The 24,162-nt window shown below is 65.7% G+C and carries 20 protein-coding genes; 12 read left to right on the top strand and 8 right to left on the bottom strand.

Translation table 11 applies throughout. From position 1 onward, the window contains the following. Window positions 1-35 precede the first annotated feature (35 nt). Complete coding sequence (locus tag PX52LOC_RS14775; protein ID WP_149110832.1) at window positions 36-1,010, top strand: aminotransferase class IV; 975 nt, start codon at window positions 36-38, stop codon at window positions 1,008-1,010. 85 nt (window positions 1,011-1,095) lie between these two features. Here PX52LOC_RS14775 and PX52LOC_RS14780 read toward each other — a convergent pair whose 3' ends face one another. After that, entirely contained in the window at window positions 1,096-1,533 is a 438-nt protein-coding gene (locus PX52LOC_RS14780) for a hypothetical protein (RefSeq protein WP_149110833.1), read from the bottom strand. Between the two features lie 168 nt (window positions 1,534-1,701). Between PX52LOC_RS14780 and PX52LOC_RS14785 the strand changes: the two genes are divergently transcribed. Continuing rightward, on the top strand, window positions 1,702-2,871 hold the full coding sequence (locus PX52LOC_RS14785; RefSeq protein WP_149110834.1) for a hypothetical protein: 1,170 nt from the start codon (window positions 1,702-1,704) through the stop codon (window positions 2,869-2,871). Between the two features lie 37 nt (window positions 2,872-2,908). Here the strand turns inward: PX52LOC_RS14785 and PX52LOC_RS14790 are convergent, their stop codons facing one another. After that, window positions 2,909-5,026: a S1C family serine protease gene (locus PX52LOC_RS14790; RefSeq protein WP_149110835.1), complete on the bottom strand. Its 2,118-nt coding sequence runs from the start codon at window positions 5,024-5,026 to the stop codon at window positions 2,909-2,911. 245 nt (window positions 5,027-5,271) lie between these two features. On the opposite strand from PX52LOC_RS14790, the gene PX52LOC_RS14795 reads away from it, so the two are divergent. The 3 genes from PX52LOC_RS14795 (at window position 5,272) to PX52LOC_RS14805 (ending at window position 9,100) form a co-directional block, all read left to right on the top strand. Continuing rightward, a complete protein-coding gene (locus PX52LOC_RS14795; RefSeq protein ID WP_149115506.1) occupies window positions 5,272-6,282 on the top strand; it encodes a DUF1559 family PulG-like putative transporter in 1,011 nt (336 codons plus the stop codon). An 83-nt stretch (window positions 6,283-6,365) separates the two neighbouring features. Next, entirely contained in the window at window positions 6,366-6,788 is a 423-nt protein-coding gene (locus PX52LOC_RS14800; protein ID WP_149110836.1) for a transthyretin-like family protein, read from the top strand. 86 nt (window positions 6,789-6,874) lie between these two features. Next, a complete protein-coding gene (locus PX52LOC_RS14805) occupies window positions 6,875-9,100 on the top strand; it encodes a WD40 repeat domain-containing serine/threonine protein kinase (protein WP_149110837.1) in 2,226 nt (741 codons plus the stop codon). A 39-nt stretch (window positions 9,101-9,139) separates the two neighbouring features. Here the strand turns inward: PX52LOC_RS14805 and PX52LOC_RS14810 are convergent, their stop codons facing one another. The 3 genes from PX52LOC_RS14810 to PX52LOC_RS14820 all read right to left on the bottom strand — a co-directional run bounded on the left by PX52LOC_RS14810 (window position 9,140) and on the right by PX52LOC_RS14820 (window position 14,313). Beyond that, complete coding sequence (locus PX52LOC_RS14810) at window positions 9,140-12,295, bottom strand: efflux RND transporter permease subunit (protein ID WP_149110838.1); 3,156 nt, start codon at window positions 12,293-12,295, stop codon at window positions 9,140-9,142. A gap of 120 nt (window positions 12,296-12,415) precedes the next feature. Next, the gene (locus PX52LOC_RS14815; RefSeq protein ID WP_149110839.1) at window positions 12,416-13,648 is read right to left on the bottom strand and encodes an efflux RND transporter periplasmic adaptor subunit; all 1,233 of its coding nucleotides are present in this window, start codon (window positions 13,646-13,648) and stop codon (window positions 12,416-12,418) included. Continuing rightward, on the bottom strand, window positions 13,645-14,313 hold the full coding sequence (locus tag PX52LOC_RS14820) for a TetR/AcrR family transcriptional regulator (protein WP_149110840.1): 669 nt from the start codon (window positions 14,311-14,313) through the stop codon (window positions 13,645-13,647). Before PX52LOC_RS14820 ends, PX52LOC_RS14815 begins: the two co-directional genes overlap by 4 nt. A 151-nt stretch (window positions 14,314-14,464) precedes the next feature. On the opposite strand from PX52LOC_RS14820, the gene PX52LOC_RS14825 reads away from it, so the two are divergent. From PX52LOC_RS14825 to PX52LOC_RS14840, 4 genes are all read left to right on the top strand, one after another. Beyond that, entirely contained in the window at window positions 14,465-15,463 is a 999-nt protein-coding gene (locus tag PX52LOC_RS14825; RefSeq protein ID WP_149110841.1) for a DHH family phosphoesterase, read from the top strand. Between the two features lie 94 nt (window positions 15,464-15,557). Then, the gene (locus tag PX52LOC_RS14830) at window positions 15,558-17,177 is read left to right on the top strand and encodes a hypothetical protein (RefSeq protein WP_149110842.1); all 1,620 of its coding nucleotides are present in this window, start codon (window positions 15,558-15,560) and stop codon (window positions 17,175-17,177) included. Between the two features lie 23 nt (window positions 17,178-17,200). Further along, window positions 17,201-17,752, top strand: coding sequence for a DJ-1/PfpI family protein (locus PX52LOC_RS14835; protein ID WP_149110843.1), 552 nt, complete (start codon window positions 17,201-17,203; stop codon window positions 17,750-17,752). Window positions 17,753-17,790: 38 nt separating this feature from the next. Beyond that, entirely contained in the window at window positions 17,791-18,831 is a 1,041-nt protein-coding gene (locus PX52LOC_RS14840) for an LOG family protein (RefSeq protein WP_149110844.1), read from the top strand. A 260-nt stretch (window positions 18,832-19,091) separates the two neighbouring features. Here the strand turns inward: PX52LOC_RS14840 and PX52LOC_RS14845 are convergent, their stop codons facing one another. Then, entirely contained in the window at window positions 19,092-20,000 is a 909-nt protein-coding gene (locus PX52LOC_RS14845) for an NAD(P)-dependent oxidoreductase (RefSeq protein WP_149110845.1), read from the bottom strand. 115 nt (window positions 20,001-20,115) lie between these two features. Here PX52LOC_RS14845 and PX52LOC_RS14850 point away from each other — a divergent pair, with 115 nt between their 5' ends. From PX52LOC_RS14850 to PX52LOC_RS14860, 3 genes are all read left to right on the top strand, one after another. After that, entirely contained in the window at window positions 20,116-20,892 is a 777-nt protein-coding gene (locus PX52LOC_RS14850) for an esterase/lipase family protein (protein ID WP_149110846.1), read from the top strand. Between the two features lie 201 nt (window positions 20,893-21,093). After that, on the top strand, window positions 21,094-21,489 hold the full coding sequence (locus PX52LOC_RS14855; RefSeq protein WP_149110847.1) for a hypothetical protein: 396 nt from the start codon (window positions 21,094-21,096) through the stop codon (window positions 21,487-21,489). Between the two features lie 341 nt (window positions 21,490-21,830). After that, window positions 21,831-22,265, top strand: coding sequence for a hypothetical protein (locus PX52LOC_RS14860; RefSeq protein WP_149110848.1), 435 nt, complete (start codon window positions 21,831-21,833; stop codon window positions 22,263-22,265). Window positions 22,266-22,280: 15 nt separating this feature from the next. Here the strand turns inward: PX52LOC_RS14860 and PX52LOC_RS14865 are convergent, their stop codons facing one another. Together PX52LOC_RS14865 and PX52LOC_RS14870 are read right to left on the bottom strand one after the other, a co-directional pair. Next, window positions 22,281-23,228, bottom strand: coding sequence for a class I SAM-dependent methyltransferase (locus PX52LOC_RS14865; protein WP_149110849.1), 948 nt, complete (start codon window positions 23,226-23,228; stop codon window positions 22,281-22,283). A 15-nt stretch (window positions 23,229-23,243) separates the two neighbouring features. Beyond that, the gene (locus PX52LOC_RS14870) at window positions 23,244-24,083 is read right to left on the bottom strand and encodes a hypothetical protein (RefSeq protein WP_149110850.1); all 840 of its coding nucleotides are present in this window, start codon (window positions 24,081-24,083) and stop codon (window positions 23,244-23,246) included. Window positions 24,084-24,162 lie beyond the last annotated feature (79 nt).

Here is a 24,162-nt window from a genome sequence, read left to right on the forward strand (position 1 = left end):
TTGCTGACCGTAGGAACCACCACCGCGAGGACCGCATGAGTACGCCGGACGAATTTGCCTGGGCCAGCCCGCAGTTGAAGGAGCAACTCCTCCGCGACCCGGCGGCTGTGCTGAAGGACCGCGGGCTGAACATTCCGCCCGAGATTCCGCCGGCCGTCGTGAACGAGTTCGTGCGCATCCTGCACCTGCTCTGGGTGGACGGCAAGGTGGTGCCGATCGAGCAGTTTCACATCGACCCGTCGGACGCCGGTCTGCTGTTCGGCCGCGGCGTGTGGGAGTCGACCAAGACCGTCAACGGCGTGCCGTGGCTGTGGCCGTTGCACATCGACCGGATGCGGCAAACGGCCGCCCTCCTCGGCATCGACCTGCCCGCAGAACGACTGCCGACCGACAAGCAGGTTCACGAGTACGTGCGATCGCTGACGAACCAAGATGTGGTCATCCGCCTGAACGCGACGGCGGGCCGACCGGGGAAGCCGGGGATGGTGTGGATGAGCGCAGCCGTGCAACCGGCCCCATTGGAATCGCTGAAACTGCAAACCTGCCGTAGCCCGGTCCACAAGGGCCAGGCGTACCTGACGTTGAAGACGTTCCAGTACGCCACGCGGTTGCAAATTGGCCAAACCGCTCACCGCCACGGCTTCGATACGGCCCTGCTACTGGACGAGGACGACAACCTGTTGGAAGCCTCGCACGCGAACATCTTCCTGCGGTTCGCCACCGGGTGGGCGACGCCGAAGGCGAACGGGGGGCTACTTCCGGGTACGGTGCGGCAGGTGCTCATCAGCCACTCACCGCAGCCAATCACGGAGCGGGCGATTCCGGTGGCCGAGTTGAAGGACGCGCAAGAGATCTTCGTCACGAACAGCAACGTCGGCATCGTGCCGGTGACGCAGATCGACGACCGGATGTTCCCGATCGGCAACGAGACGATCAAGATCAAGCACTGGATCGAACCGCCGCAACCGCCCGGCGTGCAGTACCGCTTCCGCGAGAACCAGCCGGTCTGAAGTCGGCCGTGTGAAATGAAGCGAGGGGTCGGGAGTCGTTTCGCCGTGAAACGACTCCCGACCCCTCGGCAATTCGTCACCAGTGTCAGTCGCGAATCCAGGCCATCGCCCGTCGTTCGCGGTTGCGGCGGCTTAGGCCGGGCGTGTAGTTGGCCGCGACCGTGGCCGGCTTGGTCAGGCCGATGGCGGCCCGCCACTTGTCGTAAATCTGCTCGAACATCGACTTCGGCTGATTGTCCGTCAGACCCGGGGCGAGCGGCGCGCTGATCGGGGCGGCGAGGTTCGTCAAATCCACTACCTGCCCCGGCGGGCGTTGCGTCGTGATCGGGTTTCCGTCCGGCCCGACGTACCCGATGGCTTGGCCGACCTTCGTACCGACGGCCGGTTGATTCGCGCCGACGGCCGTGAACACCGGCTTCCCCACCGGCACGCCCGTGGTGGCGAACGGCGAGAGGACCGACTGCGCCGACGCGAAGCCCGTCGTCACCAGGACGCCGGCGAGACCGAACAGAATGCGGATCATGTCTAGAGACCCCCTCGGAAACTGAGACTGCGCGTTATGCCGAGGGCGGGGGTGGCTGTCAAGCAGCAAGTGGGAAGAATCGGTGGCAGTCGCTTCGCCTTGACACGATCCCGGCCCGCGTTATGACCGGGGTTCCTGCAAAATACTCCTGCCACGTCGGAGGCGGTTATGCGCCCAGTTATCCGTCGGGGTTTCCTGTCCGCGTTCGCCGTCTTCGGGCTGGCCTCGGACGGGTTCGCCCAGACTGCGTCCCAGCAACTCGGCACCGTCACGGTCGCGGAAGTCACCCTGCGGGCCGCCCCGAAAGCCGACGCCCCGGACGCCGGGCAACTCTTCCGCGGTCTTGACGTGATAGTCCACCACGCGGAAGGCGACGACTGGCTCGCGATTCAACCGCCGCCGGGCACGATTAGCTGGATCAACCACAAGTTCGTGGCCGTCAGCAAGGACAAGGGCTTCCCGCAGAACGCGGTTGTGAACTCCGATGGCGAGGTGAAGATCGCCGTCGGCAAGGCCGGCGTGAACAAGCCGCTCGACACCCGCAAGACGGCCGTGCCCGACGGCACCATCGTCCGCGTGCTGGCGGCCGGCGTGAAGAGCGACGAAGACCAGAGCATGTGGTACCCGATTCAACCGCTGAAGGACGACTTCCGGTACATCCCAAAGGCGATGGTGCAACTCGGCAGCCCGGCGGCCGAGAACGTGGTGGTGAAGTCACCGAAGGGCGTGATGCCGGCCGCGGCGTCGTCTGAGAATCTCACGGCCGCGATTCCGGCGAAGGCGTCGGCGTACCCGAACAAGCCGGCCGGTTGGCCGAACACGAACGCGACCTGGAGCGAGGCCGAGACGGCCGAACAGGGGAAGGACTACGACAAGGCCGTGAAGCTGTACTTCCAACTGGCCCGTGAGATGAACGGCAGTGGCGGCGACACCGACCTGGCGAACCTCTGCTACACCCGTATCCACGCCATCCGCGAGCGGAACCGCGAAGCCCAGGGGTTGAAGGACAACAACTGGACCGCCCCGAAGGGGGATTCGCCGAAGGTCGAGCCGAAGAAGGACGATCCCTGGATGAAGCGTGAGGAGGCCGGCGCGGCGAAGCCGACCTGGACCGGGGCCGGCACCCTCCGTCTCGCGTCGGTGCGGGCAAAGGACAAGCAGTACTACGCGCTCGAAGACAGCCGCGGCAATCTGCTCTACTACGCCGTCACCGGGGCCAACGGCATCGACCTTGAGAAGTACCTGAAGAAGAAGGTCGATCTCTTCGGCACCGTCAGCTACCCGGCGGAACTCCGCTACGGCGTCGTGACGGTGACGCGGGTCGACGCCGCGAAGTAGTCCTTCCCGGCCTGACAGAGACGGACCGGAAGGGCACTCAATCGTCGTCCCGCGACCGCCGCCGGGCACGCGGTCGGTCGTCATCATCGTCATCTCTTTTGCGGCTCCGGGGCTGGTCGTCGTCATTGTCCCGTCGGCTGCTCCGACGCGAGGGGCGGTCCTCATCGTCGGCATCCCGGCGGCTCCGCTTCGAGGGCCGCTCGTCATCATCATCGGCAGCACGGCGGGCCACCGGCGTCCGGCGGGTTGGCCCCTTACTCTTGCCCTTCGAACTCGTGCTTTTCTTGCCGCCGCCCGGCATTCGGAAGCCGGTGATGCCCCAGCCGACCAGGCCCAACACGACCAGCACCCCGACGACGAAGCCCGCGATTAATCCGATGTTCGAGCCCCCTTCGGCCGGCGCGGGGGCAACGGCCAGCAGGTCGTTCGGATTCGGCGCGGGGCGGGCGGCATTCTCGATCGGATTCGGGTTCGCGTTCCGGTTCGGCACGGCCGCGGCCGGCGCGGGGGCTGGTGTGTCGGGCCGCGGTTCGACGTTCGGTCGCGCGGCCGGCGGGTCGGCGACGATCGGTTCCGCCCGCGGCTCGACCTTCACGCCGAGGTCGGCCGGGTCGCTCTTCTCGGACCAACCCGGCCGCTCGTAGGACTCGTCGAAGAACGTCACGGCCGTCACTGCCGCTTCGGTCGTGTACCGCTCGAACCGCACCGGCATGAACGTCACCTTCGCGGCCACCTTCGACCGGCCGTCGGTCGTCAGGGCCTTCTGAATCCGGTCGCCGAACTCCGGCTTCACGTACAGTTTCACCTCGCGGATCAGGCGGCCGAGGCGGTCGGTGACCATCAGCCGCTTCACCTTCAACTCTTCGCCGTTGGCCCGCGGCCCCTCGTCGCTGACGCTGGTAATCATCATCGAGTACTGGTAGCTGCGGCCGATCGTGGGCGTGCCGTTCACCTGGAATTCGCGGTAGCGGCGCATCTCCTCATACGTGTTGAAGCCGCCCGCCTGCGGGGCCCGCGGGTCCGGGCCTTCGCGCCCGCCGGTGCGGGGAACTCCGCCGCCGGGCCGGGGGTCGTCGCCGGTCGCCACGCGGGACGAGTCGCCGGCCATCCGCTGGGCCTTGCTGCGGCTCGTCTTGCCGTCGGCGTTCGTCCAGGTGAATTGAAGCCAGAAGTGCGACCCGGCCGGCACCGGGAACACCACCGCGAACGCCGCGTCCGGCGCGACCGTGGCGGGGTAGTTCTGCGCGCCGGGCATCTTGGACACATCGCCGGCCGTGCCGAAGGCGTTCGGCGACGGCGCGACCCACGCCGTCAGGTTCTCGTACCGCACACCGTTGTCCACCGCCTTGTAGTCGAGCCGCACCTGCTTCGGGTTCCCTTCGATCCACGAGATGGTCGGCAGGGCGAAGTGGATGTCGTCCACGGCCTTGCGGACCATTGCGGGCGGCACGGCGAACCCGATGCCCGCGCCGACGACGGTCTTGACCGCCACGCCGACGAGTTTGCCCTCGGGCGAGACGACCGGCCCGCCGCTGTTGCCGGGGTTCAGCGCGCCGTTGAGTTGCACGCTGACGACCTCGCCGGTTGCGTCGGTCCGGTTGCTCGACACGGTGGCCGTGCCGATGGAGATTTCCGGGTTCCGGTCGCCGGCCGCCAAGGCTTCGCCGAATGGGAAGCCGCAGACGTACACGGTGCTCGTCTCGGGCAGGCGGTCGGCCCCGGTGAGGGACAACGGCTCCGGGATGGACTTGAGCGCCTTCACTTTGAGCAGGGCGATGTCGTCGGCCTTGTTCTCGTAAACGACCTCGCCCTTAACGGTCCACTCGGTGGTGGCCGCCCCGCTGTTGAAGACGACCTCGATCACCGGCTTCCCGCCCGCTACGCCGCCACCGCCGCGACCGAACCCCGGCGGCATCCGCCCTTGTCTGGGGGTCGGCGGTTCAATGACGTGGTAGTTCGTGACGATCAGGCCGTAATCCTTGGTCGCCTGCACGACGAACCCGGACCCCGACCCGGCCAGGTCGCCGAGCGACACCTTGACGAACACCGTCGCGGCCTTGATTTTCTTCAGTTGGTCGGGCGGGAGTGCCTGTTGGGCGGTGGCCGGGAGGGCGAGAATTGCAACGATCCAACACGTCAACAAGGGGCGAAGCATGGAAGGGCCTCCGACGAAACAAATATCAGAAAATCGAATCGTACCACGCCCGCCGGGTGGTCGCCAGGGGGCACTCGGTCGGCGACGTTATTTTCGCCCCGCCCGCCTCACGACCGAACAATGATGAGTATTTGCTGTTGAACTCACCGCCGAATGGGTTATGCTCGAACCTGCCCGAGGAATCCTCGTTCCTCAATCCATCACGTTCGTTCGCCTCAACTTCTCTTCTTTTTTTTGAGGTGTCTATGCGTCCGTCTTTCTCCCGGCGTGGCTTCACGCTCATCGAGTTGTTAGTCGTCATCGCCATCATCGCGATCCTCATCGGCTTGCTGTTGCCGGCCGTGCAGAAGGTCCGCGAGGCCGCCGCGCGGATGAGTTGCACTAACAACCTGAAACAGATGGGCCTGGCGTGCCAGAGCCACCACGACACGATGGGCGCGTTCCCGCCCGGTGTGTACGCCCCGCCGGTCGCGTGGTCCGGGTCCACGCAGCCGAATAGCAACTGGGTGGCCCCGTGGGCCGACCCCAACAGCGGGTGCTGCCCGTGGGGAGCGTACAGTTGGGCTGCCCGCATCCTGCCGTACGCCGAGGCCCAGAACATCTACAACTCGATCAACTTCAACGTCCCCGCTTACGCGGCGAACGTCCCGGAGGACACCGGCGGCTTCGGCGGCGGGCCGAACGTGGACCGCGGCCCTGGCAACCCGACCGTCGGCGGCAGCCCGAACCCGAATATCACGGCGGCGAACAACATGCCGAAGTTCTTCGTCTGCCCGTCGGCAATCCGTGGCCGCCTGGGGTTCGCGAACACAAACAAGGACTACGCGATGGTCTACGACTCCGGGCGGGCTGGCTTCTCGGAAACGTGCTGTCCGGAACGATCGGCTTCGCCAGACTATTGGGGCATGGGCTGGATCAACAGCAAGCTCGGCATGAAGGACGTCACCGACGGCACCAGCAACACCATGTACATCAGTGAGAAGTCGAACAACGCGAACCAGAGTTGGTGCTTCGACGGCAGCGGGTGCAATCAGTTCTTTTGGGTCCACCACCAGTCGCAGGGCCTCATCACCGCGTCGCAGTCGCCGAACTGGTCGCAGAAGGGCAACAGTCGGGCCGCCACCGGGTCGCACACCGGCGGGATCATGACCGTCTTCGTGGACGGCCACGTCGCGTTCGTTCCGAACACCATCGACCTGAACGTCTACATGGCGCTCGGCACCCGCAACCAGGGCGATATCGCGACCGCCCCGTAACCCCCGCCGGACCTCCCTTTCGCACCGCCGGCTTTCGGGCCGGCGGGCTTTCCCCCATTTCTCCCGTTCGAAAGGCACCAACGGTGTTGACACGAAAACTCGTCGGGTTGATCCTCCTCTGCGCCCTGGTTTTGCCCGGCTGCGGTGGGGACGGCCCCGTTGTCCCGGTCTCGGGGACGCTGTCCTACAAGGGTAAGCCGGTGGCGAACGCCTACGTCCATTTCGTCCCGCAGAAGGGCCGGCCGAGCATGGGTTCGACGGACGCCGACGGCCGGTTCGAGCTGTCCTACGACCCCCAGACGAAAGGGGCCGAGCGCGGCAAGCACCGCGTGTTCGTTCAGTTCGACGGGCTCGCGGCGCAGTCGAAGCCGGGTGCGATCCCCGGCAAGGCGGTCGGTCCGCCGGCCGATCAGAAGGCGTTCTTCGACAAGTACAGCGGCTCGAACTCGAAGGTCGAAGTCACGGTCGAGAAGGCCGAGAGCGGTCTGAAGCTCGACTGGGATTGAAGTCGGCGGTGCCGGAAGTTCGCCCCTTCCGCCGTCAGCCATTACAATCTCGGCACGTTCGCACCAATCTCATCCGAGTGCCGATCATGGCCGAAGATAAAAAGGTCGTGCCGCAGGCCCAGGATCTGGAGACGGCGGCCTCTTCCGAGTCGCTCGCCGACGCGAAGTCGCAAGCCTTTCTCCCGTCCACGGAAGTCAACCTTCCCGCCATCCCTGGGTACGAACTCCTGGAGAAAATCGGGCAGGGCGGCATGGGTGTCGTCTACAAGGCCCGCCACCTTCAACTCGGACGATTCGTGGCGATCAAACTGATCCCGAACGCGGATCAGGTTCCGCGAGTGCTCGTGGAGAGGTTCTTCAACGAGGCCCGCGTGACGGCCCTCATCAGTCATCCAAATCTCGTGGAGCTGTTTGAAGTCGCGCCCGCCGGTAGCACGATTTACTACAGCATGGAGTTGCTCCCCAAGGGGTCACTCTCGGATTGGCTTCGGCGGTCCGCCGCGGTCGATCTTCCACGGATGCTTCCCATCCTCAAGAAGATCGTTAGCGCGGTGGCCGTGGTTCACGCCCACGGAGTCACGCACCGCGATCTGAAGCCTGCGAACATCCTGTTCAGCGAGTTCGACGAGCCGAAGGTGACGGATTTCGGCCTTGCGAAGTCCCCCGATTCGGAGTTGACCGGCACCCACGCCGTGATGGGCACCGTCCACTACATGTCGCCGGAACAGGCTCAGGGGCACGCCAAGCAAATCGGCCCGCCGTCGGACGTCTGGTCGCTCGGCGTGATCTTGTACGAGTGCCTGACCGGAAAGCGACCGTTCGCGGCCGACAGTTCCTTCGCCGTCATGACGCGGATCGTACAGGACGACCCCACGCCGCCGCGGGAACTGAACGCCGCCCTGCCACCGGACCTGGCCGCGGTCATCGCGAAGTGCCTGAGGAAGAAGGCCGCCGAGCGGTACCCGAGCGCGGTCGAACTGTCGGCGGCCCTGCAACTGGTTTGGCTCGACGGGCCGGAAGCCGAAACGCTGACGCACGTCCCGGCTCGCCGGACTCCGGTTCCCTCGGCCCGCACGGCGAAGAATTCGCGAGTACGAATCGCGGTCGCCGTGCTGGTCGTCGCCGTTCTTGCGGTCGGCGGAGTGTTCCTCTACCCGTTAGTGCGGACGGGGGAGCAATCAGCTTCGACGCCGAATTCACCGGTTGCGACGGCCGCGGCGGACCCCACGCCGAAGGCCAACCCGTCGGCGCAATTGCTCGACGACATCAAAAAGGACGCCGAGCGGACCAAACAGGAACGCGACCGGATTTCGAAGGACTTGCAGGATTTGATTTTCCGAGACCCCGGTGACGGAAAGAACGCGGCGAAGAACCCGAAGACGCCGATCAAGCCGGCCGCCGACTACTGGACGGCGTTCACGCAGACGAAGCAGACGACGCTGACCGGGCACGCGGCGAAGGTCACGTTCGCCATGTTCAGCCCGGACGGCACGCGGGTCGTTACCGCGAGTGAAGACAAGACTGTGAAGGTGTGGGACGCCGCGACCGGGGCGGAGGTTCTCACGCTGAAGGGGCACACCTTCGGCGTCTTCACCGCCGCGTTCAGCCCCGACGGCACACGGATCGTCACCGCCGGCCACGACGCCACGGGCCGCATCTGGGACGCCAAAACGGGGGCCGAACTCCTCAGCCTGAAGACCCCGCACTCTTACGGCAGCTTCTACTCCGCCCTGTACAGCGCGGACGGCAAGCAGATCGTGGCCGCCGTCACATCCGACTACTCGGCCGCCGTCTGGGACGCCACCACCGGGCAAGAGGTGCGCGACTTCAAAGGGCACGGGCGGGCCGTCGGGTTCGCCGCATTTAACCCGGACGGGTCGCGGGTTGTCACCGCCAGCGACGACGCCACGGCGAAGGTCTGGGACGCGAAAACCGGCACCGAAATGTTCACCTTCAAGGGGCACACCGACTGGGTGAAGACGGCGATGTTCAGCCCGGACGGCACGCGGATCGTCTCCGCGAGTTGGGACCGAACGGCGAAGGTGTGGGACGCGAAGACCGGGGCCGAGATGCTCACCCTCAAAGCGGGCGAGGGCATCGTTCACTCCGCGGCGTACAGCGCCGACGGCTCGCGGATCGTGACCGCCGGGGGCGACTATCTCGGCCGGGTCTGGGACGCGACGACCGGCAAGCAAGTGTTAACCCTGGAAGGCCACGGGCGGACGGTCTTCTCGGCCGCGTTCAGCCCGGACGGGTCGCGGATCGTGACGGCCGGCGACGACGGCACGGCTAGAATCTGGACCGCCAAGTAGAACGGTCACGGTCGCGCGTTCGGCTCAGCCGACGCCCGTTCACACGGTCGCCCTCTCAAGCTCGATCAGCGTCTCGCTCGTCACCGGCTCCGGCCGCGGCGTTCGCACGAACCGCCGCTTCAGCCACTGCGTCAGGTCGTCCCAGATCGAGTAGGCCACCGGCGTCACCAGCAGCGACAGCAGCAAGCTGAGCAACTGGCCGCCGAGGATGACCTTCGCCATGCTCGCGCGGGCGGACGCCCCCGGACCCTGGCCGGTCGCAATCGGGATCATCGCGGCCACGAGCATGATCGTCGTCATCAGGATCGGCCGCAGCCGCTTCTCGTTCGCTTGCAGGATCGCCTCGTTCCGCGGCATCCCTCTCGCCCGCAGGACGTTCGTGTAGTCCACCTGCAAGATGCCGTTTTTCTTCACGATGCCGAACAGCATGAACAGGCCGATCATCGCGTACACGTCCAGCGGCGTTTGCAGGATGAGCAGCGACACCAGCGCGAACGGCAGCGTCAGCGGCACGGCGAGCAGGATCGTTGCCGGGTGGACGAGCGATTCGAACTGGGCCGCCAAGATCATGTACATGAACACGAACGCCAGCAGGAACGCGATGGCGAAGTTGCTGTTCGAGTCCTGCATCAGCTTCGCCTCGCCGAGGAACTCGTTCTGGTACTCCAGCGGCAGGTCGAGAGTCTGGATGAACGCCTGCACTTCTGGCAGCGCGTTCCCGAGGGCGAAGCCGGGGGCGAGGTTGCTCGTTACCGTGACCTGCCGCTGGCGGTTGTAGCGTTCGATGTTGGCCGGGCTGCGGGCGGTGCTGAGGTCCGCGAGGTTGTCGAGTTCCACAAGCTGCCCCGTCCGGGATGGCACGGTGAGGCTGCGCACGGCACTGGCCCGGTCGCGGTTCGGCAGGTTGGCCCGCAGCCAGACGTCGTACTGGTCGGCCCCTTCCTTGTACTTCGACACCGGCTCGCCGCCGACGAGGACGCCGAGGGTACTCGCGACCGTCGCCACCGGCACGCCGAGGTTGGCGGCCCGGTCCCGCTGGATGAACACCTGCAACTCCGGCGTGCGGTTCGAGGCGTTCGTGTCCACGTCGGTGTAGTGCGGGCTGGCCTTCATGAACGCCTTCACCTTGCCGGCCATCTCGTTCAGCTTGTCGATGTCCGGCCCGCGGAGGCTGATTTCCAGTTGCACGTTCTTGAACGCCGACGAACTGAATAGTTTCACTTCTTGCACGTTCGACCGCAGGTCGGGGAAGTCGCGGACCACCTCGCGGGCCTGGGCCATCACGCTCGCCTGCGAGAACGTCCGCTCCTTCAGGTCGATCATGCGGCAATAGAGGTTCGCGATGGTCACGTCCCCCTGACCCTTCGCGGACTTGCCGTTCGTCTCGCCGATGGTCGTGAACACGTTCGTCACGCCGGGCAGCTTCGCGAGCCGCTGTTCGACTTCGCGGCAAGTGGTGCTGGCCCGGTCGAGGGTGTAGCCTTCGGGCAGGCTGATCGCGACTTCGAACTCGCTCTGATCGTCCTTCGGCACAAAGTCGGTGCCGACCGTCTGGAACAGCACCGGCGTGCTGAAGAACGTGGCGATGCCGGCCACCACGACGACCCAGCGGTGCCGCAGCGACCACGCCAGGATGCCGATGTACCGCCGCGTGACCCAGCCCCACAGGCCGCCGTCGGAGTGCGAACCGTGCGGCAGCGGCTTCAGAAACTTCGCGCACAGCATCGGCGTGAGCGTGAAGCTGACGACCATGCTGAGCAGGATCGCGAACCCGACGACGAACCCGAAGCTGTTGAAGAACCGCCCGACCTGCCCGGACATGAACGCGATCGGGGCGAAGATCACGGCCAGCGAGAGGGTGGTCGCCAGCACCGCGAGGGCGATTTCCTTCGTCGCGACGCTGGCGGCTTCCCGCCCGGTGCGGCCGTACTCTTCCATGTGGCGGAAGACGTTCTCCAGCACGACGACGGCGTCGTCGATGACGATGCCGACGGCGAGGATCATGCCGAGGAGCGTCATGTTGTTGAGCGAGAAGCCCATGAAGTCCATGAACGCGAACGTGCCGATGATGCTCGTCGGCACCGCGAGGGCGGCGATCACGGTGGTTCGCCAGTCGCGGATGAACAGGTAGATCACGCCGCTGACGAGGATGGCCGCGAGCAACAGGTGGAACTTCACCTCCTCGATCGACCCCTTGATGAACTTCGACTGGTCGCGGATCACTTCCACGCGGATGTCGGCCGGGAGTGATGGCTTGATCTTCTCCAGGCGGGCCTTGATCGCGTCGGCCACCTTCACCGTGTTGCCGCCGGACTGCTTCTGGACGATGAGCGACACCGCGATGTCACCGTCGAGCCGGGATAGGCCGCGGGATTCCTCGACGCCGTCTTCGACGCCGTCGCCGATGGAGCCGGTCGGCCCGGTAACGATGTCGCGGACGCGGGTGAGCGTGCCGTTGCGGTTCGCGACGATGATGTCCGGGAAGTCGGCCACCGTCTTCATTCGGCCGACGATCCGTAAGCCCTCTTCCTTCGCACCGCCGTTCACCTTCCCGCCGGGGAGTTCGACGTTCTGCTCGAGGAGCGCCCGCCGCACGTCCTCGATCGAAATCTCTCGCGCCCGCAGTTTGGCGGGGTCGGCCCACACGTTCACCGTGCGGCTCTGCCCGCCGACGAGGACGACCGCACCGACGCCGGGCACTCCTTCCAGGTCTTCCTTCAACAGCTTCTTCGCGATCTCCGTCGTCTCGCGCAACGATCGCTTCGCGGACACGGCGATCGTTACCACTGGGGCCGCGTCGAGGTTGAACTTCTCGACCTTCGGCTCGTCGGTGCCGAGGGGCAGCGTCTGCTTAACCGTCGAAATCTTGTCGCGGATTTCCTGGGCCGCGATGTCGCCGTTCTTTTCGAGCTTGAACCCGATCACCAACTGCGACAGCCCCTCCTTCGTGGTGGACCGCAGTTCGTCGATGCCGGATACGGTGTTCGCGATTTCTTCGATCGGCTTCGTCACCGACGCTTCCATCTCCTCGACGCTCGCCCCTTTGAGGGTGGTCGTCACCACCACCACGGGGATGTCCACGTTCGGGAAGAGTTCCACGCCGAGGCGGTAGTACGACGCGAGGCCGAGGACGATCGGCGCGAGCATGAGCATCGATGTGAAGACCGGCCGGCGGATGCAGATGTCCCAGATCATGGCGTGTTCCTGAAGAATGGCCCGCTGATGACGCGGATTTCAACGCAGATGAAGATGATGAAATCGAGACCGGATTTTCCGTCTTATCAGGATTTCATCAGCGCCCGAAGGTCTGCGTCATCAGCGGGCCGTATTCGCGTCTCGAATCTTCACCGCGGACCCGTCCACCAACTGAGATTGTCCGCTCGTCACCGCCGTCGCGGCCGAAGGGAGTTGGCCGATGAGTTCGACCCAGTCCTTTTCGCGGGTACCGAGTTGCACTTCGATGGCCTTCGCCTTACCGCTCTCGACCACGAAGATTTTGTTCACACCGGCGAACGTCACGATTGCTTCCGGCGGCACCGTTGGTACGTCGGCGTCGGTCCGGGTTTGGATGTCGGCCTTCGCGAAGCCGCCGCACTTCAGGACGCCGTCGGCGTTCGGCACCTCGATTTCCACCTGGAACGTGCGGTTGGTGGAATCGACGGTCGGGTTGATGCGGACGATCTTGCCGACGTAAGCCCGGCCGGGCACGGCGTCGGCGATGACCTCGGCGAGTTGGCCGATCTTCACCTCGGCGGCGTGCCGTTCCGGGACCATCACCCGCAGTTTCAGGGCGTGTGCCAGCACGAGCCGGAAGGCGTTCGTGACCGGCATCGAGCGGACCATGCTGCCCTCGGTGAGCATTCGCTCGGCGACGGCGTAGCGCACTTGCGTCGGGGTGGCCGTTGTGCCCACCGGCGTCGGCACGATCAACTTGCTGTCGCGCAACTTCTGCTCGGCCAGGTCGAGGGACGCCTTCCGCAGTCGGGCCGCGGCCAGGATCGCCCGGGCGTCCGTGACGGCCTGCGTCTTGGTCGCCTCGGCGAGTTTCACTTCCGTCTCGGCCACGTCGTACTCGTCCCGCGAGACGGCCGCCCGAGCCAGCAGGTCTTTCTTTTGCTTGAACTTTCGGGCCGCGTCCTCCACCCCAACGGCCGCCCGCCGAACCGAAGGGACTTGCTCGACGTCGATTTCGCCCGGCGGGAGGACAATGAGTCCGAGCTTGGCGAGTTCCGCATTCAGAGCTTGCCTCGCCTCGGCGACGGACAAGACATAGTCGGACGTTTCGAGTTCTAACAGCGTCGCGCCGGGCGAAACCACGTCGCCGACGTCGGCGCGAATGGCGATCACGCGGCCGTCGACCTTCGGCGCGAGAATCACTTCCTCGTAGCCGTTGAGCGTGCCGACAACCGACACCGCCCGGCGGACATTCTGCTTCTTCAGCGGCGTGACCGTCACGGTCACGGGTTGCGGTTCCGTCGAGGTGGCCGTTTCTTTCTTGGGCGCGCAGCCGGCGCACGCGATCAAGCCGATCAAGAACAGGCGGTTCATTTCTTGGGCCTCTGCGAGTGGGTCTTGCGTTCGCGGTCGGTGAGGATGCCGTGGAAGAGCACGTCCACGATGGCGTCGGCCTGCGCGACCGGGTCGGCCGTGCGGCCGGAGAGGTGGTTCGAGAGGACGGTGCCGAAGAGCAGGTCGCCGAGGACCGTCAACAGGTGTTCGACTTCCACCGGCCGCAGCCGGCCGGCCGCGATCAGGTGCTTCACCATCTCCTCGTCGCGGGACTGGTGCGTGCACATGCTGGAGAAGTACCGCGGCGTCTCGCGGCCCTGGAACGCGACCCGCTCCTGAAAGAACAGTTCCGTCAGTTCCGGCCGGCGGGCGAAGAATCGCAAGTACGTGTGGAAGGCGTGGCGGATCATCTCGACGGGGTCGATGGCTTCGTCCGTGATGACCGTTTCCATTTCGGTCGTCAGGTCGGCCAGGCCGCGGTCCACCGTGGCGAGGAACAAGTCCTTCTTCGTGGGGAAGTAGCGGTAGACCGTCCCTTTGCCGAGGCCGAGTTGGTCGGCGATGACTTGCACATCCGTCTCGGCGAACCCAGTGCTCGCGAACGCCTTTTCGGCAGCGTCGAGAATCTCGCCGCGCCGGCGGGCTTCCAGGTCCGGGTCCCGCGGCCGACCGGGTTTGCGTGGGGGAGTGTCTTTCGCGCCCATCCTGGCACTCGCGATTAATAATCGGACTCGTCCGTCAGTTAAGTCAGTTTACCCCGCGTCGTGTCCTATGACAAGTCCAACTGTCAATGACGGGCGTCGGTTTTGGCGCCGTTCGCATATAATTCCCCCACCTCCCGCCGAAGGATTCCTCATGCCGCTGGATTGGTCGCCGCTCGTTGAACTCATTCGCCGCCATCAGACGTTCCTGCTCATGACGCACGTGCGGCCGGACGCCGACGGGTTGGGGGCACAACTCGGGTTGGCCGACGCGCTCGCGGCCATCGGCAAGACGGCCCGCGTCGTCATCGCGAGCAAGCTGCCGCCGCGGTACGCCTTCCTCGACCCAAAGCGTGAGGTGGTTGAAGAGTTCACGGCACAGACGGCCGACAACTTCCGCAACGTGGACGCGATCCTCGTGCTGGACACGGGGACGTGGGGGCAACTCGGCGACTTCGGGCCGTTCATGCGGTCGATGACGGTGCCGAAGGCCGTGATCGACCACCACCGCACTCAGGACGATCTCGGCGGGCTGGCTTTCGTGGACACGTCCGCGGAGGCGGCCGGGCGGCTGTCCTACGAGATCATCCGAGCACTCGACGCGCCGCTGTCGCCGAAGGCGGCGCACCACCTGTTCATGGCCCTCGCCCTTGACACCGGCTGGTTCCGCCACGCGAACACCACGGCCAAGACGTTCGAACTCGCGGAAGAACTCGTGCGGGCCGGGGCGAACCCGACGCCGCTGTACGAGCAGATTTTCGAGTGCGCCTCGCTCGGCCGGCTCAAGTTGGCCGGGGTGGCGATTCAGCGGCTGCAAGTGCGGGCGGGCGGCAAGATCGCATTCACGGAAGTCGTGCTGAAGGACTACGGGCAGTGCGGGGCCGTGCCGGGCGACACGGAAGACCTGATCGACTACCCTCGGAAGATCGACGGCGTCGAAGTCGCGCTGCTGTTCATCGAACAGGCCGACGGCGGCACGAAGGTCAGCTTCCGCTCGCGGTCGGCCGACGTGTCGGCATTGGCCGAGCAGTTCAACGGTGGCGGGCACAAGCTCGCGTCCGGGGCGAGATTGCCGGACGCGCTGCCGATCGCCCGCGAGAAAGTGCTGACCGCCGCCGAGAAGTTGTTGCTCACCCCCACGGCGGCCGGTTAATCTAATAGTTATCCCACCCCCCGGCGGGCCGTTCCGATGGCCCGCGTCGGTCGTATACTCCGCTGATGCACCTTTTTGGTCGGAGACTTCTCCCATGACAGACACCCCCAGGCCGTACAGCCTGCGCGATCTGCCCACGCCCGCGAAGCTGGTCGTCACCTGCTACCTCATCGGCGTCGGCCTCGGTTACTTCTCCGCCCTCGTGCAGCTGCACCTGCAACACTCGTCTCGGAACGGCGAGGCGATGCCCGGCCTCGGCGACGTGGTCGAAATCTTCGCTGGCTGGAAGAAGGCGACGGACGAGGACCGCGGTCCGCCGCGGAGTAAACTCCAAAAGCTCATCATGGGGCCGATCGAAGGGGCGGCGTTCAACGGGTCCGGCACAATGGCCCCGGCCTTCTTCACCCGCGACAACGAGGGGGAGTTGAACGAGGAGAAGTACAGCAAGCAGATCAAGGCGGACCCGAAGCGGAAGGCCGTCCTTGACGCGGAACGCGAAGGAGAACGGATCGCGCTCGACGAGTGGCTGAAGCTGCCCGAGGACGGCCGCAAGTCTGCCTATGAGAACGACAACCTGCCGCTGCCCGATGCTCTGAAGGGCAAGCCGATCACGCCGGCTGCCCTCACCGCGAATAAGACCGGCGTGCGGGTGAAGCTGATTTTCAATGAGCGGTGCGCCCGCTGCCACAAGAAGGGCGAGCAAGTCGAGAAGTTCCCGTTGGAGAACGTCGAGCAGATCGCGAAGTACTGGGTGCCGCCGGACAAGGTCGAGATCGTGGACGGCATGGTCCGCAGCGAACGGCAGATGAGCATCGAGGCCCTCACGCAATCCACGCACGCCCACCTGCTCAGCTTCGCGATGCTGTTCAGCCTGACGGGGATCATCTTCGCGTTCACGAGTTACCCGGTCTGGTTCCGGTGCATCTTCGCGCCGATGGTGGTGGCCGCACAGATCGCGGACGTGTCGTGCTGGTGGCTGGCCCGCGTGGACGGCGTTGGGCCGTTCTTCGCGATGGCGATCATCGGCACCGGCACCCTCACCGGCATCGGCCTGCTCATCCACATCATCCTCGGCACCCTGAACATGTGGACCGGCTTCGGCCGGGCCGTGATGGTCCTGCTGCTCATCGGCGGCGGGGCGGGGGCGGTCTACGTCGGCCTGAAGGTCGTGCAGCCAGCCCTCGACGTGGAGAGGGCACGGGCCGCGAAGAAGGAGGAACCGCCGAAGGCCGACGATAAGGCGGCCGGCCAGAAGCAAGCGGCCGCCCCGGTTCCGGCTCCGGCCGCGCCGATGGCCCAGACGTCGCACCTGGAGAAACTCATCATGGCATCGCGGGACAAGAACGTCCCGTTCAGCGGCGACGGGACGATGGCCCCCGCGTTCTTCGAGAAGGACAAGAAGTTCAAGGAACTGGTGGCGAAACACCCGCACGTCGAACAGGAACGCGAGGGGGAACGCCTGGTCCTCCAGGCGTGGCTGCGGACGCCGGTCGCGGATCGTAAGAAGAGTTACGAGGCCGACAGCTTCCCACTGCCGCTCGACCGGACCGGCAAGCCGCTGACGCCGGAATTCTTGGCCGACGGCAAGGCGGTGAAGGTGAAGTCGATTCTCGCCGCCCGGTGCGTGACCTGTCACGGCGACGGCGGGAAGCAAGACAGCTTCCCGCTCGACACGTGGGAAGGCCTGGAGGCGTACTTCAACCCGCCGAAGTAGGCGGCGTTCGCAGAGGGCTAACCGTGAAAAAGATTCTGCTCGTCATCGGCGACGCCGCCGAAGTACTGGACACCTTCTACCCGTTGTTCCGCCTGAAGGAAGAAGGCTGGACGGTGGATGTGGCCGGCCCGTCGGCTCGCGCGTACCACCTCGTCCAGCACGACCGGCACCCCGACTGGGACATCACCGTCGAGTCGCCCGGCTACAAACTGCGGGCCGACGTGGCCTTCACGGACGTGGACCCCGACGAGTACGACGGCATGGTCATCAGCGGCGGCCGTGCCCCGGAGTACCTGCGGTACGACCCGGAACTGATCCGCGTGACGAAGGCGATGTTCGCCGCGAAAAAGCCAGTCGCGTCGGTGTGCCACGGCATTGAAATCCTGGCCGCCGCCGACGTGCTGACCGGCCGCGAGGCGACGACGGTGGCGAAGTGCAAGTTCGACTGCGAGTTCTCCGGCGGCACGTACCTCGACCGCGAGGTCGTGGTGTCCGGCAACCTCGTCACCGCCCGCACCTGGCACGACAACCCCGCCTGGATGCGCGAGTACGTGAAGATGCTGAAGGGTGGGTGAAGCCGCGGCCGGGGGGTAGAATGTCGCAAGGAGGCCCCATGCCAGACGAACCCCTTCCCAACACCGCGTTCGAATCCATCCTCGAATCGGACACCACCGAGACGAAGCCGAAGTCGCCGAAGTCCGACATCGACCAGTACGTTCAGCAGATTCAGCAGACGGCCGAGAAACTGAAGACCGACAACTGCGGTCGCGGCGACGCGAAGTTGTTGGCCACGTCGATGAAGGAACTGCGGCACTGCTTCCGCGTCTTCGCCCCGTACCGCGGCAAGCTGAAGGTCACCGTCTTCGGCTCCGCCCGCACGAAGCCGGACCACCCGGCGTATGCCGCCGCCGTCGAGTTCGGCCGGCAGATGGCCGCGGCCGGGTACATGGTCATCACCGGGGCCGCGGCCGGCATCATGGAGGCTGGGCACATCGGGGCCGGCCGCGACAGCAGTTTCGGCCTGAACATCCTCCTGCCGTTCGAGCAGGCCGCCAACCCGGTGATTCTCGACGACCCGAAGTTGATGAACATGCGGTACTTCTTCACCCGCAAACTCGCGTTTGTGAAGGAGTCGGACGCCGTCGCCCTCTTCCCCGGCGGCTTCGGCACGCACGACGAGGCGTTCGAAACGCTCACGCTCATCCAGACTGGCAAGTCGCACATCTTCCCGCTGGTGCTGGTGGACGAGCCCGGCGGAGACTACTGGGCCTGCTGGCAGCGGTTCATCGAAGACGGCCTGTTGAAACGCGGCTACATCTCGCCGCAGGACCAGGCGTTCTACAAAATCACCGATTCCGTCGAGGAGGCGGTGAAGGAAGTGACGCAGTTCTACCGCGTCTACCACTCGATGCGGTACGTCCGCGGCGACCTAGTGCTGCGACTGCACTCACGGTTGTCGGAGGCGGTGCTGGAAAAGGTGCGAACGGAGTTTGCGAGTTTGCTCACCGGCGGCACGTTCGAGCAGACCGACGCCCTACCGGCCGAGGCGAACGAACCGGACCTGGCGAGCTATCCGAGGCTGAGGTTCCGCTTCGACCGCCACAACCACGGCCGCCTGCGGCAACTGATCGACTTCGTGAACCGGGAAGGGTGATCGGCCGATCGGTTCTCCGGCCTGAATGGCCGGCTCAGTCAGCCCAGGTCGGAGCGAGGCGCAGGCCTGGGCTACGACCACGTGAGTAGTCCGGCCCTGAAGGGCCGTTCATTCTGGCACGCGGGAATGAACGGCCCCTTCAGGGCCGAAAAATTGGCGGCCAATCACCCAGGCCTCACGGCCTGGGCTGATAGAACCGGCCTTTCAGACCGGAAGACTGGGGCCGCCGGGCTTTCGGCATCCCTGTAGGGCCGCCACTCTTACCGCTTCACCCCGCTGATCGTTTCGAGGGCGAGCAGCAGCGCCTGCGTGCCCTTGCGGCCGTAGCCGAGGGCTCGCACGCTCTCGTAGAGTTGCTTCGCCAGCCCCAAGCCCGGCAGGCTCAGGTTCATTCGCTCGGCTTCCTTCAGTGCGATGCCCATGTCCTTGATGAAGTGCTCGACGTAGAAGCCCGGCTCGAAGTTGCGGGCCAGGATCCGCGGCCCGAGGACTTCCAGCGCCTTGCTGCCGGCCGCGCCGACGCTCACGCTCTTGAACACCGTCTCCAGGTCTAGGCCGGCCTTGTAGCCGTAGAGCAACCCCTCGCAGAGCGCGACCATGTTCGACGAGATGAGGATCTGGTTCACCATCTTCGTGTGCTGGCCCGCGCCGGGGCCGCCCTGGTGGACGATGGTCTTGCCCATCGCCTCGAAGATCGGCGTGACGGCCGCGACCACGGCCTTGTCGCCGCCGATCATGATGCTCAAGGCCGCATTCTTGGCCCCAACGTCGCCGCCGCTCACCGGGGCGTCCAGGGCGGCCACGCCCTTCGCAGTAGCGGCCTCCGAGATTTCCACCGCCAGGCTCGGCTCACTCGTGGTCATGTCCACCAACACCGTCCCCGCCTTCGCCCCGGCGAGCGCCCCGTCTTCGCCGAGGAAGACCTCGCGCACGTCCTTCGGGAAGCCGACGATGGCGAACACCACGTCGCTGGCTTCCGCCACCGCCTTCGGCGTGTCGGCGAATTTCGCCCCCTGGTCGATCAGCGGTTGGGCCTTGTCGCGGCTGCGGTTGTACACCGTGGCCGAGTAGCCCTTCTTAATGGCGTGTTCGCACATCCAGCGGCCCATGACGCCGGTGCCGATCCAGCCGATGCGGGTTTTGCCGGGGGTCGCGGTCGAAATTTGCATGGCGTAGAAACCGTGAAGGTGCTAGGTTATTCCAATTCAGAAATTCTGACGGGTGCGTGAAGCCCACCGTCGCGAACCGCCGACATCCTACGGAACAGAGTCCGGATTGCAACGAATGAACGCACTCGAGCAGGACGCCCCGCAAATTCGTGCCCCCATCGTGCTGCTCCACGGTCTGTGCGGTTTCGATCAAATCTTCGCCTGCCGCCGGCCCGTGGCGGAATACTTCCCTGGCATCCGCTCCTACCTGACCGCTGGCGGCAACCGCGTGTTGGTCCCCCGCCTGAGCCCGACGGCCGGCATCTCCACCCGCGCGGCCGAATTGCGAGCGTACCTCCGGCGGGAGGTCGGCAATCAACCTGTTCACTTGATCGGCCACAGCCTCGGCGGCCTCGACGCCCGGTACATGATCTCGAAACTCGGGGCGGACGATCGTGTTCTGTCGCTGACCACGGTCGGCACGCCCCACCGCGGGACCAGCTTCGCGGACTGGGGATTGGACCGCCTCGCACGGTTCTTTCGGCCGCTGCTCCGAAAAGCCGGGTTGCCGGAGGACGCCTTCCACGACCTGACGGTCGATTCGTGCCGCCGGTTTAACGAGGACGTGCCGGATGTGCCGGGGGTGCGGTACTTCGCGGTCGCCGGGGTTTGCGCGAAGCCGTGGCTCGGGGCCGAGTGGTGGCTGCCCGCCCGCATCGTCGGCAAGGCCGAGGGGCCGAACGACGGCGTCGTCAGCCTCGCCAGTGCTACATGGGGCGAGCGAACCGACGTCTGGCACGCCGCCGACCACCTGAACCTCGTGAACTGGCCGAACCGCAAGGCGAAGAAGCGTGGGCTCTGGCGCGACCGCGCCGCCGACTACGGCCGCCTTCTGTCGCGCCTCGAATCCTGACCAGAACGCACAGCCGTCGCCACCCCATCGACTGCCGTTTCCGCCGTTGTCGTCACGTCTCCGGGAACCTGACCACGTCGCGAAGATCGTTCCCCCATTTTCATCGCCGTGCCCGATTCCGACCGGCCGCCCGAACCGATGCCTGAAGTACCGCAAACAGGACAGCGGTTGCTCGTGGAATCCACTCGAAAGGAACACCCCATGCGTCACGGACTGATGATGCGGACCCTCGCGGCCGCCGTGTTGAGCCTCGCCGTCGTTTCGTTCGCCCACGCGGGCGGCAAGGACAAGGACTGTAACACCTGCGCCAGCCCGGTCGTCGTTCAAGGCGTCGGCAACCCCGCCTGCGACGAATGCGGCCCGCGGGTGAAGAAATCGGCTCACAAGCAGGTCAACGGCACGGCTTTGTGCGACGCGAACTTCATCTTCGGCACGTCCAAGTCGTTCTTCTGCCCCTGCCGCGGCGGCTGTAGCGACCTGCCGATCAGCGTTTCCCACCCTGGCTTCCGCAACAACTGCGCACTGCCGATCTACGGCCCTGGCATCGGCCAGCCGGCCAACAACTGTGCCGGCGTGTTCTCCAACCTGAACCGCTAATAGCTCTCACCGTTCCTAACAACGCGGCCGGTGGCCCCACAAAGGTGAGGTCGCCGGCCGTGCTATTTTGTTGACATGCCTGTCGCCCGAGGCGACGATACTCGCGACCAAAATCTCTCCCCGGCCGAGGTCGCCCGGTGCCGATTGAAATCAACTGTCCGTGCGGTACGCTTCTCCGCGTCGCCGACGATCAGGCGGGACACCGCGTCCGGTGTCCACAGTGTCAACAGGTGATCGTCCCGCCTGCCGCGACTCGACCGCCCGTACCACGGGCCCCTCGCGCGCCGCGTGCGAAGTCGGACGAAGTGCTTCCCCTGGCGGAAGGGCCTCCGGACTTGCCCTTGTCGGCAACGCCCGCTGCCGCCCCGGAACCTCCCACAGCCGACGGCGAAGACACCACGCCTTACGGCATGGCGGGTCCGGAACGACGGTCGGCCGAACAGAATGCCGACCGCGAGCGGATGAAGGAAATGGTGACCAAGGCCCGGCGAAAGAAGAAGCGAATCGAGGACGACGAGGAAGATGAAGACGACCGGCCGCGGAAACGGGCGATCGGGGTGTTCGGAGGAACTTACTACCACGCCCCTCGACTGTTTGCGTTCATCGCGACCGCGATTGCCGTTCCCGTCATGGTGGTGTTACTGATTGCACTCCTAAACCAACCCGTGCCCCGGGCCAAATACGTCGTCGGGCACACCCTGTTCTTGGTCCTCTTGTTCTTCATACTTTTCGACATCCTCCGCGGTGGGGGTCGGGACACGTACTGGCGTCTGTAAGCCCCTCTCGGGAGCTTACGGTACGACCCGCAACCACAGACTGCTCGCCCCGGTCGTCGGCGTTGCGGTCGCCCGTCGGAGCGCGGTCGGCATCGCGGCCCGAATTGCCTCGGGGTGTCGGGCTTCCAGGTACGACGGGAACAGCACCACGCGGTAGCGGTCCCCGCCGGTCAGCATCGCCCGTACCAGGTACGCTTCGTTCCACGCCCAGCCTTTGTCGTACCACGCCTTCGGGTACTCGAACGGCCAGAAGATGTCGTGGATGTGAACGAGAACGCCCGGCCGCAGGGCCGGCAGCACTTCGAAGAGCACGAAGTTTACGTCCGACCCGATCTTCGAAACGTGCGACGAGTCGAGGAAGAGAATGTCGTTCGCCTCCAGTTGGCGGAACAACTCCAAGGGCACGTCCTGCACCGGCTTCTCGATCAGCGTGCAACTCTCCCGGTCCGCGGGCGTCAGCAGTGAGTTCAGCCGCGTTGGGTACGGTTCGATGAACGTCAGCGCCGGTTTCACGTCGAAGCGATCCCGCACGTCGAGCATCAACGCCGACGAGAACCCGGAACCGATCTCAATGACCCGCTGAGGCCGGTGGTGGAGCAGCATCCCGAACAGATAGCAAGCGTCGCCGTAGGTGAAGAACTCGTTCTCGAAGTGGTAGCGGAACACCGGCGTCGGCCGGTCGGAAAACGGGCACGGGTAGGCCGCGAGTTCTTTCAGCAGTTCCAACTGCTCGCCCGCGTGCAGGTCGATGCCCGGCAGTTCGTCGGCCGCCGAGAGGGCGGCGTGCTTTCGTTCCACTTCGGCGTGGTCGGGCAGGGGCGAGGCGAAGTGCCCCGGCGGGTACGCAAGGAACTGGCGGTTCGGGTTCCGCCACAGGGCGAGCAGTCGCCGCAGCCACCGCAAGGAATAGTACGCCCGCCCCCCACCGGGGACGCGGTTCATCAGCGATTCGAGTCCGGCCATGCGGGGTAGTGTAGCTCAATCCTCGTCCCGCGGCCGTCGCCGCCGGGGTTGCTCGTCCTCGTCGTCGAATCGCCGGAAGTCATCCGTTTCGTCGTCACTCCGGCGGCGTGGGCGGGGTTGTTCCGGCTCGTTAGCCGCCGGTTGAATCTCCGGCAACTCTTCCGGCATGACGGTGGGCCGGCGGGGCGTCGGCACTTCGGCCGGCACGTGGTACGGCGGTGTGCCGCCCCAACGGAACAGGAAGATGTGAATCGCCAGCGACGGGAGCCACACGGCCAAAATTCCCAGGCAGGTTTCGTACACGCCGCTCGACGCCTCGTCCTTCTGGAACACGATGACGATCAGGGCGAGGAACGCGAGGATCGACACCGTGCCGGCCAGGGCGATGCGGCCGCCGGTGAACACCCGCTGGACCGTCGGCCATTCGCGGTTTCGGGTGCCGCGTGTGCCCGTCAGGTAAAATGCGCCCGCGACCACCACCCCGGCCGTGATGAACGCCCACCCGGTTCGCGAAACCGCACTCCACTCCGTCGCCGGCGGCGGTGGCGGCTGACCGATGTTGAGCGGAAACTGCGGCCGTACTGGTGGTAGCGGCGGCGAATCGGCGGAGCCGCCCTGCACGACGTGAACGGCCAGGACGGTCAGCCCGACGTGGAACGTCAGGACGCCGAAGGTGTAGAGCATCCAGTAAACGGTCTTCAGCCCCAGGTCCGGGTCGGGCGTGTCCGATCGTGCGTCCCGCACGCGGAGGGCGACGTAGACGAGGGCGACGATCATGAGAACCGTGGGCAGGCCGGCCCCGACGATGGTCAGAAGTCCGAAGCCCGCAGCGAGTTCGCCAGAAAAGAAGTTCATGCGGCAGAACCTGAGCGGGACGAGTGTGGAGAATGATAACGGCCCGCCCGCCGCCCGCACACCAGAAACCCCGCAGATT

Origin of the sequence: Limnoglobus roseus, from assembly GCF_008254045.1 — a bacterium.
GTDB lineage: Bacteria > Planctomycetota > Planctomycetia > Gemmatales > Gemmataceae > Limnoglobus > Limnoglobus roseus.